This window comes from Halostagnicola larsenii XH-48 (assembly GCF_000517625.1).
In the GTDB taxonomy this organism is placed as follows: Archaea; Halobacteriota; Halobacteria; order Halobacteriales; family Natrialbaceae; genus Halostagnicola; species Halostagnicola larsenii.
The window spans coordinates 2,410,376-2,428,285 of sequence record NZ_CP007055.1; the positions used below are offsets into that span (position 1 = coordinate 2,410,376).

16 protein-coding genes are annotated in these 17,910 nt (G+C 64.4%); 7 read left to right on the forward strand and 9 right to left on the reverse strand.

All coding sequences use genetic code 11. The features are described 5' to 3' along the window. Position 1: 1 nt before the first annotated feature. From mutS to HALLA_RS12200, 5 genes are all read left to right on the forward strand, one after another. On the forward strand, positions 2-2,740 hold the full coding sequence (gene mutS / locus HALLA_RS12180) for a DNA mismatch repair protein MutS (protein ID WP_049953610.1): 2,739 nt from the start codon (positions 2-4) through the stop codon (positions 2,738-2,740). Beyond that, positions 2,733-5,057 carry a DNA mismatch repair endonuclease MutL gene (mutL, locus tag HALLA_RS12185; RefSeq protein WP_084569006.1) on the forward strand — a complete coding sequence of 775 codons (2,325 nt, stop codon included), beginning with the start codon at positions 2,733-2,735 and terminating at the stop codon, positions 5,055-5,057. The genes mutS and mutL overlap by 8 nt, the downstream gene beginning before the upstream one ends. 121 nt (positions 5,058-5,178) lie before the next feature. Next, positions 5,179-6,639 (forward strand): sodium-dependent transporter, encoded by a 1,461-nt coding sequence (locus HALLA_RS12190; RefSeq protein WP_084569007.1) that lies wholly within the window; start codon positions 5,179-5,181, stop codon positions 6,637-6,639. Beyond that, the gene (locus tag HALLA_RS12195) at positions 6,639-6,956 is read left to right on the forward strand and encodes a hypothetical protein (RefSeq protein WP_049953611.1); all 318 of its coding nucleotides are present in this window, start codon (positions 6,639-6,641) and stop codon (positions 6,954-6,956) included. Before HALLA_RS12190 ends, HALLA_RS12195 begins: the two co-directional genes overlap by 1 nt. Before the next feature lie 76 nt (positions 6,957-7,032). After that, the gene (locus HALLA_RS12200; RefSeq protein ID WP_049953612.1) at positions 7,033-8,067 is read left to right on the forward strand and encodes a proline racemase family protein; all 1,035 of its coding nucleotides are present in this window, start codon (positions 7,033-7,035) and stop codon (positions 8,065-8,067) included. Between the two features lie 51 nt (positions 8,068-8,118). Here HALLA_RS12200 and HALLA_RS12205 read toward each other — a convergent pair whose 3' ends face one another. Beyond that, a complete protein-coding gene (locus HALLA_RS12205; protein WP_049953613.1) occupies positions 8,119-8,931 on the reverse strand; it encodes a CheR family methyltransferase in 813 nt (270 codons plus the stop codon). A 235-nt stretch (positions 8,932-9,166) separates the two neighbouring features. Between HALLA_RS12205 and HALLA_RS12210 the strand changes: the two genes are divergently transcribed. Further along, a complete protein-coding gene (locus HALLA_RS12210) occupies positions 9,167-9,412 on the forward strand; it encodes a DUF7385 family protein (protein ID WP_049953614.1) in 246 nt (81 codons plus the stop codon). 43 nt (positions 9,413-9,455) lie between these two features. Here HALLA_RS12210 and HALLA_RS12215 read toward each other — a convergent pair whose 3' ends face one another. The 5 genes from HALLA_RS12215 to HALLA_RS12235 form a co-directional block, all read right to left on the reverse strand. Then, on the reverse strand, positions 9,456-10,931 hold the full coding sequence (locus tag HALLA_RS12215) for a sulfatase-like hydrolase/transferase (RefSeq protein ID WP_049953615.1): 1,476 nt from the start codon (positions 10,929-10,931) through the stop codon (positions 9,456-9,458). A gap of 138 nt (positions 10,932-11,069) precedes the next feature. Continuing rightward, complete coding sequence (gene hisS, locus HALLA_RS12220) at positions 11,070-12,368, reverse strand: histidine--tRNA ligase (protein ID WP_049953616.1); 1,299 nt, start codon at positions 12,366-12,368, stop codon at positions 11,070-11,072. A gap of 80 nt (positions 12,369-12,448) precedes the next feature. Beyond that, complete coding sequence (locus HALLA_RS12225) at positions 12,449-13,039, reverse strand: DUF7411 family protein (protein ID WP_049953617.1); 591 nt, start codon at positions 13,037-13,039, stop codon at positions 12,449-12,451. Then, a complete protein-coding gene (locus tag HALLA_RS12230) occupies positions 13,039-13,389 on the reverse strand; it encodes a DNA-binding protein (RefSeq protein ID WP_049953618.1) in 351 nt (116 codons plus the stop codon). The genes HALLA_RS12225 and HALLA_RS12230 overlap by 1 nt, the downstream gene beginning before the upstream one ends. 153 nt (positions 13,390-13,542) lie before the next feature. Next, positions 13,543-13,998: a 30S ribosomal protein S19e gene (locus HALLA_RS12235; RefSeq protein WP_049953619.1), complete on the reverse strand. Its 456-nt coding sequence runs from the start codon at positions 13,996-13,998 to the stop codon at positions 13,543-13,545. A 133-nt stretch (positions 13,999-14,131) separates the two neighbouring features. Between HALLA_RS12235 and thiL the strand changes: the two genes are divergently transcribed. Then, positions 14,132-15,061: a thiamine-phosphate kinase gene (gene thiL / locus HALLA_RS12240; protein ID WP_049953620.1), complete on the forward strand. Its 930-nt coding sequence runs from the start codon at positions 14,132-14,134 to the stop codon at positions 15,059-15,061. Between the two features lie 41 nt (positions 15,062-15,102). Here thiL and HALLA_RS12245 read toward each other — a convergent pair whose 3' ends face one another. The 3 genes from HALLA_RS12245 to HALLA_RS12255 form a co-directional block, all read right to left on the reverse strand. Next, positions 15,103-16,275, reverse strand: a complete 1,173-nt coding sequence (locus tag HALLA_RS12245; protein ID WP_049953621.1) for a site-2 protease family protein — start codon at positions 16,273-16,275, stop codon at positions 15,103-15,105. A 171-nt stretch (positions 16,276-16,446) separates the two neighbouring features. Continuing rightward, positions 16,447-16,686, reverse strand: coding sequence for a DUF7123 family protein (locus HALLA_RS12250; protein ID WP_049953622.1), 240 nt, complete (start codon positions 16,684-16,686; stop codon positions 16,447-16,449). A gap of 254 nt (positions 16,687-16,940) precedes the next feature. Next, positions 16,941-17,771: a molybdopterin synthase gene (locus HALLA_RS12255; protein WP_049953623.1), complete on the reverse strand. Its 831-nt coding sequence runs from the start codon at positions 17,769-17,771 to the stop codon at positions 16,941-16,943. Positions 17,772-17,910 lie beyond the last annotated feature (139 nt).

The window sequence follows — 17,910 nt, forward strand, 5'->3', positions numbered from 1 at the left end:
TATGACAGAGGCGACGGGTATCGTCGGCGAGTTTCTCTCGCTCAAGGAGACCACCGACGCCGAGGTGCTGGCGATGCAGTGTGGCGACTTCTACGAGTTCTTCGACGAGGACGCCGAACTCGTGGCCGAGGAACTCGACCTCAAGCTCTCACAGAAGTCCTCCCACGGGTCGTCGTATCCGATGGCGGGCGTTCCGCTCGACGACCTCACGCCCTACCTCAAGGCCCTCGTTGAGCGCGGCTACCGCGTCGCCGTCGCCGACCAGTACGAAACCGACGAGGGGCACGCGCGCGAAATCGTTCGCGTCGTGACCCCCGGCACGCTCCTCGAGACGACCGACGCCGACGCGCAGTATCTCGCGGCCGTCGTCGAGGACGGCGCTGCAGGCGGGTCGGCAGGCGCGTCACCGACTGCCGACGTCGGTGACGACGCGTCCTACGGCCTGGCGTTCGCCGACGTGACGACCGGACGATTCCTCGTCGCGAGCGGCGAGGACAGCGCGGAGACGTTGACGGAACTGTATCGATTCGATCCCGTCGAGGTGTTGCCGGGTCCTGCGGTTCGCAACGACGACGAACTCGTTCAGCGGATTCGCGATCGGACCGACGCGACGTTGACCCTCCACGAGGCCGAATCGTTCGCGCCCAAACGCGCCGAGCACGTCGTTCGCGAGCAGTTCGGACGCGAACCGCTCGAGGGCCTCGACGTTCCCCGACCCGCGATTTCGGCGGCGGGGTCGATCCTCTCGTACGTCGAGGAGACCGGAGCCGGCGTGCTCGCGTCGATGACCCGGATCACGACCCACCGCAGCGACGATCACGTGACCCTCGACGGCACGACCCAGCGCAACCTCGAGCTAACCGAGACGATGCAGGGCGACCGCGAGGGGTCGCTGTTCGCGACCATCGACCACACCGAGACGAGCGCGGGCGGGCGGCTTCTCAAAGAGTGGCTGCAGCGACCTCGAAGATCGCAGTCGGTCCTCGAGGAGCGCCAGCAAAGCGTCGCCGCCCTCGCTTCGGCCGCGCTGGCTCGCGACGAACTCCGCGAGGTGCTCGGGGCGGCCTACGATCTCGAGCGACTGGCCTCGAAAGCGACCCACGGAAGCGCCGATGCGCAGGACCTGGTCGCGGTTCGAGAGACGCTCGAGGTGCTGCCGCAGATCGCCGACGTAATCGATTCGGACGCGGAGTTAGGCGAGTCGCCGCTCTCGGCGATCGTGGATCGGCCGGACCGAACGGCGGTCGCCGACCTCTGGGAGATGCTGGAGGAAGCGATCGCCGAGGAACCGCCCTCGACGGTGACCCAGGGCGGCTTGCTCCAGCGGGGCTACCGCGAGGAACTCGACGAGGTGATCGACCGCCACGAGGCGGTCCGACGATGGCTCGAGAACCTCGCCGACCGAGAGAAGCGCGAATACGGACTGAGCCACGTCACCGTCGACCGGAACAAGACCGACGGCTACTACATTCAGGTGGGCCGGTCGGTCGCCGACGAGGTGCCGGACCACTACGAGCAGATCAAGACGCTGAAAAACTCGAAGCGGTTTACGACGCCCGAACTCGAGGACAAAGAACGGGAAATCTTGCGACTCGAAGAGCGACGGGGCGACCTCGAGTACGAACTCTTCGAGTCGCTTCGCGAGGACGTCGCCGCGGAGGCGGCGCTGTTGCAGGACGTCGGGCGAGCGCTCGCGACGGTCGACGCGCTCTCGAGTCTGGCGACCCACGCGGCGGCCAACGGCTGGGTGCGGCCCGAACTGCGTCGAGACGGCGACCTCGAGATCGATCAGGGCCGCCATCCCGTCGTCGAGCAGACGACCGAGTTCGTGCCCAACGACGTGCGGATGACCGACGACCGGGGCTTTCTGGTCGTCACCGGTCCGAACATGTCCGGGAAATCGACGTACATGCGCCAGGTCGCCTGCATCGTTCTGCTCGCGCAGGTCGGCAGCTTCGTGCCCGCTCGAGAGGCCGAAATCGGGCTCGTCGACGGCATCTTCACCCGGGTCGGGGCGCTCGACGAGTTGGCCCAGGGGCGCTCGACGTTCATGGTCGAGATGAGCGAACTCTCGAACATCCTCCACACCGCGACCGAGGAGTCGCTGGTGATTTTGGACGAGGTGGGCCGGGGTACCGCGACCTACGACGGCATCTCGATCGCGTGGTCGGCGACCGAGTATCTCCACAACGAAGTTCGAGCCAAGACCCTCTTTGCGACCCACTATCACGAACTGACGGGACTCGCAGAACACCTGCCGCGGGTCGCGAACGTCCACATCGCTGCCGACGAACGCGACGGCGACGTAACCTTTCTCCGGACGGTTCGAGACGGCCCGACGGATCGCTCCTACGGGATTCACGTCGCCGACCTCGCCGGGGTTCCCGGCCCCGTCGTCGACCGAGCGCGGGATGTGCTCGGACGCCTGCGCGAGGAGAAGGCCATCGAGGCGAAAGGCGACGGCTCCTCGGAGCCGGTTCAGGCCGTCTTCGACCTCTCGAGTGGCACGATGGAACGGTCGGCGACGACCGACGGCGGCGAGGCCGCGTCGAAATCGGCCACCCAGGCCAGTCTCGAGACGGCGGCGAGTAGCGAGACGGACGCCGACCGCGAAGCCGCACTCGAGCCCGAGAAAGCGGACGTGCTCGCGGATCTCGAGGATGTCGACGTGAACGAAACGTCGCCGATCGAACTGCTCACGAAGGTACAGGAGTGGCAACGGAGGCTCGAAGATGAGTGAGCAGAACGATACTGACGACCGCGGGACGGCTCCCGACGGTCGCGAGATCGATCGCACCGATCACGAAATCCGCGAACTCGACGAGGACACCGTCGCGCGCATCGCCGCGGGCGAGGTCGTCGAGCGACCCGCCAGCGCCGTCAAGGAACTGCTCGAGAACAGCCTCGACGCCGACGCCTCGAGGGTCGACATCGCCGTCGAGGACGGCGGCACGGAGCTGATTCGGGTCGCCGACGACGGCCGCGGGATGACCGAATCGGCGGTCCGGGCGGCGGTCCGCCAGCACACGACTAGCAAGATCGAGGGACTCGAGGACTTAGAGTCCGGCGTCGCGACGCTCGGGTTCCGCGGCGAAGCGTTGCACACGATCGGGTCGGTGTCGCGCCTGACCGTCGAGACGCGGCCTCGAGCCGATGGCGACGGAGCCGGTCAGGACGAAGCGGCTGGGGCTGGCACGAAACTCGTCTACGAAGGCGGCGAGGTCACCGCCGTCGAGCCGGCGGGCTGTCCCGAGGGGACCACCGTCGAGGTGGCGGATCTGTTCTACAACACGCCCGCCCGCCGGAAGTTCCTGAAGACGACGGCGACGGAGTTCGCCCACGTCAACCGCGTCGTCACCCGCTACGCGCTGGCCAATCCCGACGTCGCCATCTCGCTGACCCACGACAGCCGCGAGGTGTTCGCGACGACGGGCCAGGGCGACCTGCAGGAGGCGATCCTCTCGGTGTACGGCCGCGAGGTCGCGAAGGCGATGATTCCCGTCGAGGCCGACGGCGGCGAACTCCCCGTCGGCCCGCTCGAGTCCGTGACGGGGCTCGTCTCCCACCCCGAGACGAACCGTTCGAGCCGGGACTACCTCGCGACGTACGTCAACGGCCGGGCGGTCACCTCCGACGCGATCCGGCAGGGGATCATGGGTGCCTACGGAACGCAACTCGGCAGCGACCGCTACCCCTTCGTCGTACTCTTTCTCGAGGTTCCGGGCGAGGCCGTCGACGTGAACGTCCACCCGCGCAAGCGCGAAGTCCGCTTCGACGATGACGACGCCGTTCGTCGGGCGGTCGACGCAGCCGTCGAATCGGCGCTGCTCGAGCACGGTTTGCTCCGCTCGAGCGCGCCGCGGGGCCGTTCCGCGCCGCGCGAAACCCGAATCGAGCCGGACGGGATCGACGGGCTGGATAGCATCGACGGGCGCGGGGGCTCCGCCGGAGCCGAATCGGATCGATCGCTCGAGGCTGACGCTGCCGGGGAGCGCGCGGGCGAAGCGAGCGGTGGCGAGGCGGCTCGAGCATCGAACGCGGACTCGGAACCGGCGGTGCGGTCGGAAACGGGGTCGGAGCCGACGACGAACGCGGAAACGACGCCGGAGTCGCCGGCGAACGCGGAAGCGGCTGCCGACGAACCGTCGACGACGGCGCGCGACGCCGACCACCCAGCGCCGACGAGTCGAGCGAAGGGGTCCTCAAGAACCGAGGACGACGCGCCGCAAACAGGTGGGACGCGAACGGAGGATGACTCGCTAACCAGCGGCCAGACAGCCGAGCGTTCCGAACGGGGCGCGTCAGGCTCCGAAACCGCATCCACAGCGGACCACACCGGGTCGGATACCGGGCACGGAGCCGACCTCGAGCCCGCTCGTAAGTTCTCGGGCGACACCGAACAGCGAACGCTCGCCGGCGATGTCGCGACCGGCGAGGAGACGGCGTTCGACTCCCTGCCCAACCTTCGGGTTCTCGGGCAGCTACGGGATACCTACCTCGTCTGTGAAACCGCCGACGGCCTCGCGTTGATCGACCAACACGCCGCGGACGAGCGCGTAAACTACGAACGGCTTCAGGAGGCCTTCGCCGACGATTCGACGGCGCAGGCGCTCGCCTCGCCGGTCGAACTCGAGCTCACGGCGGCCGAAGCCGAGGCGTTCGAACACTACCGCGAGGCGCTCTCGCGGCTCGGCTTCTACGCCGACCGGACCGACGACCGGACGGTGGCCGTGACGACCGTCCCCGCGGTGCTCGAGAAAACTCTCGAGCCGAGTCGACTGCGAGACGTGCTGGCGTCGTTCGTTTCGGGCGACCGCGAGGCCGGCTCCGAGACGGTCGATGCGCTGGCAGACGACTTTCTCGGCGATCTGGCGTGTTACCCCTCTATTACGGGCAACACGTCGCTGACGGAGGGGTCCGTCCTCGAGTTGCTCGAGGCGCTCGACGCCTGCGAGAATCCCTACGCCTGTCCGCACGGACGCCCGGTGATCGTCCGCTTCGACGAGGGCGAGATCGAAGACCGGTTCGAGCGGGATTATCCGGGCCACGGCGGTTGATCTCGAGCGGTCGATCGGACGCAACACCCGCGTCGGCTGCATCTGTGCTCTAAGATCCACCCCGACCATGGGAACAGTGGCTATAACCAGTATGCGAGTGTCCCGCTAGCTAGTGTCAAACATGGCAGCGAACGAAGCGAAAACTGCTCGAGAGGAGTGGGGGACTCGATTCGGGTTCCTGATGGCCATGGTCGGCGGCATGGTCGGGGCCGGAAACATCTGGCGCTTTCCCTACGTGATGGGGGACAACGGCGGCGGGGCGTTCGTCCTGGCGTTTCTGGTACTGCTGTTTTTACTCGCCGTTCCCGGACTGATGGCGGAGGTCGCACTGGGTCGATACACGAACAAGGGCGTCATCGGAGCGTTTCGCGACGTGCTCGGCCCCGGCGGGATGGTCGGATTGGGCGTCGTCGTCCTGCTGGTCAACATCGCGTTGATGTCCTACTACGCGCCGCTGATCGGGTGGACGCTGTACTACGCGGTACACTCGTTGCTGTTTACGTTCACCTCGAGCGGGTTCGAAGCCGAGCCGTTCATGAACGCCTTCTTCGCCAATCCGGCGCTCATGATCGGGCTTCACACGCTCGTGATGGCGAGCGTTGCGGGTATCCTCATGCTGGGCATCCGTCGCGGTGTCGAACGCATCGTCGTCGTGGCCGTCCCGGCGCTCGTCGCGTCGCTCGCGGTCATGACCGCCTACGGGCTGACCCTCGATGGGGCGGCCGACGGGCTCGCCTTTGCCTTCAGCATCGACTGGGCGTATCTCACCTACAGCAGCACCTGGATCGAGGCGCTCGGACAGGCGCTATTCTCGACGGGGCTGGGCTGGGGGATCGCCCTGACCGTGGGTAGTTACCTCCGCGAGTACGACGACGTGCCCCTCGGGGGCGGCGTCTTCACCGCGATCGGCGAGTCGAGCGTCGGGATCCTCGCCGCGCTCGCGATTTTCCCGGTCGTCTTCTCGGTCGGCGTCGAACCAGACGCAGGCGCGGGACTCGCGTTCGTCTCGCTCGTGCAGGTGTTCCCCGAAATCCCCTTCGGAGCGCTCGTCGCCATCCTGTTTTTCCTCGGGTTTTTCATCGCGACGTTTACTTCGGGGCTGCTCATCACCGAAGTCAGCGTCACGACGGTCTCGGAGGAAACGCGATTCAACCGAACGCAGACCGTTCTCGGAGTCTGTGGGGCGATCTGGCTCCTCGGACTCCCGAGTGCGTACTCGACCGAATTCCTCGGCTTCGCCGACTTCCTGTTCGGCAGTTGGGGGCTCCCGCTGGCGACGCTCTCGATCATCCTCGTCATCGGCTGGGTGATGGGACCGAAGCGACTGCGCGTCCTCGCGGTCAACAGAAACGCCGGGATCCACATTAGCTCGTGGTGGGACCCCGTGATCAAGTACGTCATCCCTGCGGTCATGCTCTTCATCATGAGCTACTACGCCGTCGACGAGTTCGGATCGCCGGAGATGATCGGCGGCATGCTCGTCATCGTTCTGTTCCCGCTCATCGGCTACGGAATCATGTCCGTCGCCGACCGATCGGCAGTCGAGGAAGAAACCGCCGAGGTTCCCGGAGGTGACGACTGATGGCGTTGACTCCCCCCGTGATCGGCATGCTCGCGTTCACCCTGTTCGCGTTCTGGGGCGTCGCCGGCTGGGCGCTCGTCCGAACGCTCCGACAGGAGCGCCGCAAGGTCGAACTGCTCGAGGACCAGGATCGGATCGACACCTACTCGCCGAAAGCCCTCGCGGAACTGCACGAGTGGATCGAACACAATCCCGAAGACCCGCTCGCTCCGAAAGCCCGAGAGCAGTACAACGAGTGCGTCGACACCCTCGAGACGGTCGATAACCGCTTCTACGACTGGAGCGAGCGAGAAATCGACTCACTCGAGCGGCTGTAACCATCCAGTCGCGGGTTTCGTCGACGGCCGTGAGGAGACTAGTCGAACGACCTACGAGACCACAGCACGCTACACAATGCACACCGAAACACTGATCGAAACGCTGGATACGCACACCGCAGGCGAGCCGACGCGGATCATCACGAGCGGACTGGATCGATCGAAGCTCTCCGGCGATTCCGTCGCAGCTAAGTGCCGCACCTTCGCGCAGAACCAGGACTGGCTCCGGGAACTCGTCCTCTGTGAGCCGCGGGGGCACGACGACATGTTCGGCGCGGTGCCGGTCGAACCCGCCGCGAACGACGCCGATCTCGGACTGTTTTTCATGGACACCGGCGGCTACCTCGAGATGTGCGGCCACGGAACCATCGGCGCGGTGACGGCGCTGCTCGAGACGAACCAACTCGAGGCCCGAGAGACGATCACCGTCGAGACGCCGGCCGGACTCGTCCGCACGCATCCGACGGTCGACGAAACCGGACGTGTCGAGTCCGTCGCGATCAGAAACGTCGAGTCGTTCGTCGCCGACGCGCTGACGGTTTCGCTCGAGGGCAGAGATGAGACGCGATCCGTTCCGGTCGATATCGTCTTCGCCGGAAACGCCTTCGCGCTCGTCGATGCCGGAACGCTCGGACGAGCGATCGAACCGGACAACGTCGAAGCGTTCGTCGAGGACGGCCTCGAGATCCGCCGAGCGATCAACGACCGCCTCACGGTCGACCACCCGTTCACGGGCGAGTGCCATCCGGTCTCGCTCGTCGAATTCTACGAGGAAGGGGCGAACGTAGATCGAAATGTCGTCGTCTTCGGCGACGGGCAGGTCGACCGCTCCCCCTGTGGCACGGGGACCTGTGCGAAAATGACGCTCTTGCACCGGAACGGCGCGCTCGCGGTCGACGAACCCTACACCTACGAGAGCATCATCGGAACCCGGTTTACGGGGCAGTTGCTCGAGGCCGAGCGACGCGACGGGATCACCGTCACGACGCCGGAGGTACGGGGATCAGCCCACATCACCGGCCAGCACACGTTCACGAAAGACCCAGAAGACGAGATTACGGGGCTTTCGCTGACGGGAGCGGCCGACGGGATCGGGACGGAAACGCTCTGAGCGATCGAGCTGCCGAACGGATCGTCGAACGCTACTCGGTGCGGGTAGTCGTTACTCGCCGCCGGGATACTGGTAGGTCTTATCGCCCGCGTTCACCGACTCGAACTCTTGGCGCATGCCGATCGGGATCGTTTCGGATTTGCCGATGACCATGTAGCCGTCCTCGACGAGCGAGTCCCGGATCGTTTCGAAAATCGGCGTCTTGTGCTCGTCGTTGATGTAGATGAGAATGTTTCGACAGACGACCATATCGAAGCCGGATTTCGATCGACCGTTGATCAGGTCGTGACGTTCGAACTCGACTGGTTCGCGGACCGTCTCCGCGACCTCGACGGAGTCGTCCCGTCTCGTGATGTACTGGGTCGGTCGCCCGAGAAAGTCCAGTTGGCTCGAGATGTCGTCAGTTTGTAAATCCTGATAGACACCGCCACGAGCCGTCTCGAGTGCGTCTTCGCTGATATCGGTCGCGAGGATGCTGATTCGAGATTCGTCGATTTCGCGATCGCTGTGTGCGAGCATCGACAGCGAGTAGGGCTCGCGACCGTCCGCACACGCCGCACTCCAGATGCGGACCGACGATTTTTCGTCGGTCAGTTTCCGGAGGAGGGTCTGAATCCCCTCCCAGACGCTCGGGTTCCGAAAGAACCCGGTGACGTTGATGCTCAGCGCGTCGAGGAGTTCCTCCTGTTCGGCTTCGTCGCGTTTCAACACCGAATAGTACTCCGCGTACGATCCGGAGTCAGTTCGGCGCATCCGCGACGAGACGCGTCGGTCGAGGTAGCGTTCGTTGTAGTAACTCGTCGCGAAGGAGAGTTCCTCCTCGACGAACTCGAGAATCGGCTGAATAGTATCTGATGTACTCATAGCACGCGGTCCGAGATATATCGATACATGGAATCAGCGGCCTTATACGTACCGGCAGTTGGAAGTTACGGTTTTCTTAGATTTTTGTGAGTGAAAGAGGCGACGGAGCGGGGATAATCACTCAAGCGTAGCGGGGTATCACGACACAAATATCAATATCCTATCTGTTTGTCGCTAGGAGCCCCACTGGCAGTGACACTGAAATGGGTTCGCCGGGACGTACACGATGAACGACATGGAACGGATCGATATCAGCGCGGGCTTTAGCATTCACGACTACCGAACGAAACTGAAACTCCTCCACGACGACGGAGACACGCGAACGCTCGAGAACCGGGCGGAACTTGGCTGTCCCTCGTGCGGACGGGCATTCACTCGGTTATTCGTCACCGAGAACGCGACAGCGTCGTTCGACGCGCCGCCCGAGCGGCCGTTCTGTCTCGCCCGAACCGAAGCGAAACTACTGTTGTTGGCACACTGAGTGCGGATACCGCCCAGCACCGGTCGACGACCGACAGCGGAGACTACTCGAGCGTCTTGGGAACCCACGTTCGATTCGGATCGTCGGTTGCTTCCATCCACTCGACCAATCGCTCGCTCATCTCTCCCCGGACCTCCTCGTACGCCGGGTGCTCGATCAGGTTCTGCAGTTCCGCCGGGTCCGCCTCGAGGTCGTACAGTTCGTTCACGTCGGGACCGTTGTAGACGAACTTGTATCGGTCCGTGCGAACCATCCGCTGCGTATAGAGGCCGAACTCGTCGCCGTGGTACTGGGCGAACACCGAGTCCGGCCACTCCGCGGGGCGGTCTCGCTCACGTCCGCGCTTGGCGTCGCTCTCGAGGAACGGAACGAGACTCCGCGCGTGAAACGAGTCGGGAACCGGAACGTCGCCGATCTCGAGGAACGTCGCCGCCAGGTCGTGGAGCATGACCGGTTCCCGACAGACCGAGCCAGCCTCGACCACGCCCGGCCAGCGGACCTGCAGCGGAACGTGGTAGGTATCGTCGTACATCAGCGGGCCCTTGTTGAACTGCCGGTGCGAGCCCGCGAAATCGCCGTGATCCGAGGCGTGAACGACCACCGTCTCCTCGGCGAGGCCCGTCCGCTCGAGCGCCGCGAGAATCCGCTCGAGTTGGTCGTCGATCATAGTGACGAATCCCCAATACTTGGCGACGGCCTCGGCCCAAAGATCCCAGTCGAAGTCGGCGACGCCGCGATACTCGAGGTACTGTTTCTGTACCCGAGGTTTCCCGTCGTACGTTTCGGCGTAGCTCTCCGGCGGTTCGATCGCCTCGGGATCGTACATCGAGGCGTAAGGTTCGGGAACGACGTAGGGGTGGTGCGGACCGTAGAAATCGGCGCGGTGAAAGAAGGGGCGATCGCTATCGGCTTTTGCATGGGCTTCGATCGCGTCGATCGTCCGCTCCGCGAGAAACCAGGCTCGCGTCTCCTCGACATCGACCGGCGTCTTCGCGGCGACGAAAGTCCCGTCGCTTCCGTCGCGCGGAGCGTCGCCGGTGTAGACTGCCTCCTCGAATTCGACGTCGCCGACGGGAACGCCGCGCTCGTCGCGGTACTCGCGAAACGCTTCGTCGATGTCGTCGTGGTGCTTATCGCTGCCACCGAGATACGAGAACCCGAAGTCCTCGGGGGTCTGCTCGCGGCCGACGTGCCACTTTCCGGTGTACGTTAGCTCGTAGCCCGAATCCGCGAGCAGTTCCGAAAACGTCGGGAGTTCCGGCGGGAGATCCTGCTGGATCGCATCGGCTTCGTGGCAGTTGTTGAGCATGCCGTGGCCGTGGGGAAACAGTCCGGTCAGCAGCGACGCGCGAGCGCTCGAGCAGATGCTGATCGGCGTGAACGCCCGCTCGAAGCGCATCCCCTCGCTCGAGAGTCGGTCCATCGTCGGGGTCTCGACCGGAGGCCCGTCGGGTGCGCTGCAGTCGTAGCGCTCCTGGTCGGTGAGGACGAGCAAGACGTTGGACGGTGTGTCTGCCATCGGGACGGCTACACCGGGCGGCTAGTTAACGGTTACACCAGTGAGAAAGAGTGGATATCGAAACTCTCATGTGCCCGAATCTGACCAGCGTGATTCAATTCAAAAACCTCCCACTCGTCCGAGTCGACAGATTCGTCGTTAGGAAAAGTCCTCGGCGGTCGGCCGCTCCGCGTCGCCGGGGAACTCGTCGACCGGGGCCTGCACCTGATCGCCCGAGTCCATATCCTTGATCGTCACCTCGTCGTTCGCCAGATCCTGCTCGCCGACGATCACGGTCGTCTCGGCGTTGATCGAGTCTGCGTAGTTGAGCTGTGCGCCAAAGGAACGGCCGGCGATGTCGGTTTCGACGACGTGGCCGCGCTCGCGGAGCGCGCGGGTGATCCGCGCGGCTTCCGATCGCGTGTCGCCGACCTGCAGGACGTAGTAGTCCGTCCGCACCGCCTCCTCGGGCCAGACGTCCGCCCGCTGTAAGAGCAGCGACAGGGTCGCGTGCCCCGGCGCGACGCCCACCGCGGGCGTCGGCTGGCCGCCGAACTGCTCGATGAGGTCGTCGTAGCGACCGCCACCGAAGATCGACCGCGAGACCTCGCCAGCGGAATCGAAGCACTCGAAGACGATCCCCGTGTAGTAATCGAGCCCGCGAGCGGTCTCGAGCGAGATCGTACAGTACTCCCGGACGCCGAAGTCCTCCGCGGCCTCGAGTACGTTCTGGAGGTTTTCGACCGCCTCGGTGACGCGCTCGGTGCCGGCGAACTCCTCGATTGCCTCGAGATCGCCCGCCGCGATCAGATCATCGAACACCTCGGCCTGCTCGACCGTGAGCCCGGCGCCGACGAGCAGGTCGTGATACTCGGCCTGGGAAATTTTGTCGGACTTGTCAACGGCGCGGATCGCCGCCTCCGTGTCGATATCGGCGTCGTAGGTCTCGAGGACGCCCCCGAGGATGTCGCGGTGGGAGATGCGAAAGTCGAAGTCGGCCGACTCGAGCCCGAGACCCGTCATCGCGTCCGCGGCCCACGCCAGAATCTCGGCGTCGGCTTCGGGTTCGCTCGAGCCGAAGATGTCGACGTTCGTCTGGTAGAACTCGCGCTGGCGGCCCTGCTGGACCTGCTCGTAGCGCCAGAACGGCCGCGTCGAGAACCACTTGATCGGCTTCGAGAGCTCCTGTTGCTTGGCGACGACCATCCGCGCAACGGTCGGCGTCAGCTCCGGCGTGAGCGTGACGTGGCGACCGCCCTGATCCTCGAAGGCGTACAGTTCGTCGACGATGTCGTCGCCGCTTTTGTCCGTCCACATCGCCGCCCGCTCGAGCGCCGGCGTTTCGATCTCGCGAAAGCCGTACTGGCGGGCCGTCTCCTCGATGGTGTCGATGGTCCGCCGTCTGGCAGCCATCTCGTCGGGATAGACGTCACGAAAACCCTTGATCCGGTCGTACATGACCACCCGTTCGAGCAGCGCGAACTTCTAACCTTTCGTTCGCGGACGGGTCGCACCGTACCGGTTCGGAACACGCTCCGTCACCGAAGATCGGTCACGTGCGTCTGCTCGTGATCGGGAAAACACTCGTCGATCGCCGCCTCGCCGTCCGCTTCGACGAGAAGCGCCCTGAGTTCGGCCTCGTAATCCGCCCGCGTGATCTCCTCGCTCGGGCCGACAGTCACGTCGAACGTGTCCTCGACGATCCGGTCGACGGCTGTCCGGCCGAACCCCGAGAGGGGTGCGATGTAGTCGATCCCGTGGCGATCCTCGAGGCTCTGGGCCTGCGCACGCGATACCGTCGGGACTCGGTCGTCCCGGCGCGTGCCGTCGGCGACCGCGTCGTACCCTTCCTCGGCCGCCCGCTCTAAGGCGTGCTGGTGGACGAGCTGAATGCCGTTGCGTGGAAAGCCGTCCTCGCGGATTCGGTCGACGGCCTCCTCGGCGACGCCCGGATCGAGCTGGAGGCGCTCGAACGGAAAGTCCGTCGCCCGAGCGGTCGCTCGAGCGTGTTTCCAGTCGTCGGTGATGCCGAAATGCGCCGTCAATAGCGTGACATCGTAAAACCGCTCGAGGAGGACGGCAGCGAGCGTCGAGTCTTTGCCGCCGCTGTAGAGGACTCCGAGCCGCATCAGCGCCGCTTGATGTCGAAGCTTTTCTTCTCGGGCTTTAGTTCCTTGAGCAGTTGCTTCATCTTGTCGTCGTCGATCTTGCCCTGAATGCGCCCGCTCTGGGCGAGTGCGACGACCTGTCGTTCGACCTGTTCGCCGAACTGCTCTTTGCTCATCTTGACGGTGTTGAGCCGCTGTCGGGCCTCGTCGGTCAGGTGCTGGCGGAGCAGGGCCTGTTTTTGCGCGTCGGCCTGCTGTTTTGCGGCCTCCTGTGCCTGGTCGTCGCCCTGGTTTTCCGCACGATTCTGTAGCTCCTCCATCTTCTGCTTTCGCAGTTCTTCGATATCGTCCTCTGAAGGCGTGCCACTCATACACTCGTGTATTCCCGCAGTGGGGAAAATGATTACGGACCGGCCCGATCAGCGCAACCGCTCTCCGGGGGAATCGGTTCGAAAACGAATCGGTCGATACGTTCGCGTCTCCCGTTTCGCACTCGTCAACAGGGCCTCACGAAGCAGCGACGTCTACGCGTAACGCTCGAGTTCCGGACGGTCGAGGTCCTCGAGGACCTCACCGGCGGTTTCGTCGAGGAAACTCCGCCCGTCGGCGGTGATTCGGCGTCCCTGACCCTCCGCGGTCTCGACGAGGTCTTCGTCCTCGAGTTGCTGGAGGATGGTTCGGATCACGTTTCGCGAGCCGTCCGTTCGCTTGTCGGCGGACACCTGATAGCGGTTCGAACCGCCCTTCGCGCCACCGTACTCGGTCGAGAGACGTTCGACACCGACCGGGCCGGTATCGGCGACCTTGCGGAGCAGACTGGCAGCGCGGACTGCCCAGAAGTCGTCCTGTTCGGGCGGCAGGTCGCGGCTCGCGCCGGTTTTCGTGAATTGTGCCCAGTCGGGTTCGTCGAGTCGGTCCTCGAGGTCCTCGGCGAGCGCCTGAATCAGCGCGTCCGCCGGAACGTCGTACATCGTAGCCATTGGCGTTTGGTTCCCTTCCGCGGCATTTAAGACCATCGTTGTGGCCGTCGTCGGTGATCGTGAGCCGTCGTGGCACACCACGAGCGACGGCTCACGCCGGACGGTTTTTCGCACTCGAGTCGAAAGGGAGGGCATGGACGAACGCGCCGCGCTGGCAGTGCTCGAGGACGAACTCGGGCCGGTCGGAGACGACGCCGCCGTCGTCTCCGACCTCGTCGTGACGACGGACATGCTCCACGAGACGACCGACTTCCCGCCGGGAACGACCCGATACACCGCTGGCTGGCGAGCCGTCGGCGCGTCGCTCTCTGACGTCGCCGCGATGGGCGGGCGGGCGACCGCCGCCGTCGCGGCCTACGCCGCGCCCGAATTCGACGAGTCGGAGCTACTGGCGTTCGTTCGCGGTGCGAGCGACGTCTGCGACCTCGTCGGTGCGGAGTACGTCGGCGGCGACCTCGACGGCCACGAGGAGTTTACGGTAGCGACGACGGCGTTCGGGACGACGGATGCGCCCGTCCGCCGGAGCGGTGCCGAGCCCGGTGACCTCATCTGCGTCACCGGGACGCTCGGACGCAGCGCGGCCGCGCTCGAGCTATTCGAACGCGCAGACTCGAGCGAACGCCAGTCAGGTAGCGCTCAAACGGACACGAGCGATCGAGAGGCGGACCTCGAGCGCGCGAACGAACTGTTTCGATTCGAGCCGCGGGTCGACGCCGGACGGACGCTCGCGCCCCACGCGACCGCGATGATGGACTCAAGCGACGGGCTCGCCCGCTCACTCTACCAGCTCGCCGAGGCGTCGGAGTGCGGATTCGCCGTCGATTCCTCGGCGATTCCGATCGACGACGCCGTCTTCGACACGGCCGAGACGGACGAGGCGGCGCTCGAGCGGGCGATCACGTTCGGCGAGGACTTCGAACTCGTCGTGACGATTCCCGAAGCGGCGCTCGAGTCGGCCGAGGCCGCGACGACGGTGGCTCTCACGCCGATCGGAACCGTCGTCGACGACGGTATCACCATGGACGGAGAGCCGCTTCCGGATCGTGGGTACACGCACGGCTAGGCTCAGAAGAGGGCCTGATACGATTTTCTGGAACCGAACGATCAGCCGACGACCGTGACCGGAACCGGCGTGAAACAGAGGAGTCCGATCCCGAACGTCGCCACTCCGAGCGCGAAGCGTTTGGGATCGAGCGGTTCGTCGTGGACGGGACGGGCGGGTCCGGCGGTCGCGACGAAGATGGTGATCACTCCCCAGAAACACCAGATGAGGACAGTGTTGAGGCTGTGGTCGCCGACGTAGTAGAGGTAGCCCGCGAGCGCGAACAGCGCGCCGGGGACGATGGCTGCGATCGTTCGCTGGAAGGATCCCGCCATCGAGCGTAGAATGTGTCCGCCGTCGAGTTGCCCGACCGGGATGAGATTCAAGAACGTGACGAACAGCCCGACCCAGCCGCCGATAACGACCGGATTCACGTCCCTCGCGGGATCGTTCCGGTACAGTGGCTGGTCGAACGCCGACGCGAGAAACTCGAGCAACGGCGGGTAGCCGAGCCGGAGTTCGACCGTGTTCGGGTCGGTGAGGAGCTGGTCGGGGACGGCAACAGGCGGCAGGTGCAGACCGACACTGATCACGCCGACCGTCGCGACGAGTCCCGCCAGCGGCCCTGCAGCGCCGATATCGAACAGCGCCTTGCGGTCCGGCATTCGACCTTTCATCTTGATGACCGCACCCATCGTCCCGATGAGCGTCGGAATGGGGATGAAATAGGGGAGCGAGGCGCTGACTCTGTGGTACCGGCTCATCAGATAGTGTCCCATCTCGTGAACGCCGAGGACGCCGAGGATAGCCGCGGTAAACGGCCAGGCTTGCCAGATCTCCGCCGGGTTCGAAAACGGATCGGTATAGTACCACATCGAGCCGGCAAACAGCGTCGAGACGACCGTCGCAACGAACAGGAGGATGTTCGTCCAGGGAATTCCACGAACGCCGAGGCGGGTCGGTTCGGCGACGATGACGTACCGTCCGTCGCGAACCGTCAACCGTGCCTCGTAACCGGATTCTCGAAAGACCGACCACAGTTCGCGCATCATCGATTCGGGCGAAACCAGCGGCGTCCCGACGTACAGAAGTGTCTCGTCCTCCCGTCGCGTTTCGGAAACGACGAACGTCGACTCGATCCGCTCGAGGGAGGGACCGTCATCGGGCGGGTCGACATCGTTGTTCACAGAGGAATACCAGTGTCGTCCGACGGCGGACGAATCCGGGCCGTCCATCACCGGTGGTTCACCCTCGGTTCGTATAAATGGACTGCCGGACGACAGGCACTGATTATCGGCTGGGTGAGATCGGAACAAAATCGAGGCAGGATATGTCGGGCGCCGTCGCGGCCGCCGACACGAACAGGGGTGAACAACGTGTGAGAGGGGGTGTGTGTTATATCGGAGTTACGCGGGTGCGACGCGCCAGGTGGTCGCGCTCGTGTAGGACCACTTCTCGACCTCGAGATCAGTCGCAGATTCCGAGAGTTTGACCATTAGCGCGCCGATCTCTTTGGGGGACATACCGACATCATCAGCGATGAACTTTCCTTTGAAGTACAGTTCGCCGTCTTTTGCGCGATTGCGCAGGTAATTTTTCAGGCGACGTTCCTTGCTTTCCGTGGAGGATTGGGCTGTAGTGCTCATCGACGAATATGCCTTGTCGGGGAAGCATGTTATAAAGGGAGGTCGGTTAGCAGATTTTCGGATATGTTTAGGCCAAACGGGGTAAATAGACATTTTATGCCCCTTCACAACCGCCACTGAGACGATTTTATATCGGGTTAGAAATTTTATAACCGCCCCTAACATATTATCTCCAACCCTATGGACATATACCTTACATATCCATTGCCATATATTATTTGCGTTAATATATGCTCCCAATTGCAGAATGTAATTTAATCAGTCCGGTCATGCACCCAGAATTCGTCCTCGACCGTGACCTCTTTTTTGAACAGCGGGACCTCGTCCTTCAATCGATTGATGCCGTCTTCGACCGTTCGAAACGCCTCCTCGCGGTGGCCGGCGAGGACAACCACGAACACGATATCCTCGCCGTCCTCGACGATGCCGGTTCGGTGGTACATGACGACTTCGTAAACGCCGTCTCGAGACTCGAGATCCTCCCGAAGCGCGGCCATCCGCTGCTCTGCAACGCCTTCGTACTTCTCGAACTCGAGGTACTCCGTCCGGTCGTCGTCCGGGTCGTCCATCGCGCGCACCCGGCCGGTGAACGTCGCGATCGCGCCGGCTCGATCGGCCTTCGGCGAGCGCTTGACCTCCGCCACGAGCGATTCGAGGGTTTCGTACGGTTCGTGGTCCTCGAGCGCGTCAACGAGGTCGATCGCCTCGAGTTCGGCGGACGAGGTGATCGACGCGAGCACGGGGCCGCCGTCAGACGGTTCGTCCCCCTCGCCGACGACGATCGAGGGGTGTCGGAGCGCTGGGACGCCGACGACGACAGCGTACTCACAGTCGCGAACCAGCGTATCGAGCGCATCGCCGACGGAGAGGCCGGTTCCCGTGGCGGTCCAGTCGCCGTCCGCCCCGAGGTCGTAGGTTACGGCGCCGCCGGGCGTCAACGCCTCGTGCGTGCCGTCGGCGATCGTCGCATCGTATCGAATCACGCCGACCTGCCCCGCTCGCGAGAGCCGATCGACGACGCGGTCGACGACCGTCTCGAGCGTTCCGTCGCTCGAGTCGCGCTCGAGGATACCAAGTACGTGCATACGCGACGGATAAGGTGCGTTCGTCTTTGTAGCTGTCGCCCTCGCCCGGCACACTGGCCCGTTTTCCGTCGCGGTCGACATGCTTCGGGCAACGGAACGCTCGAGAGGATGTAAGAGACTCCCACGCTCTCGGAGCCGG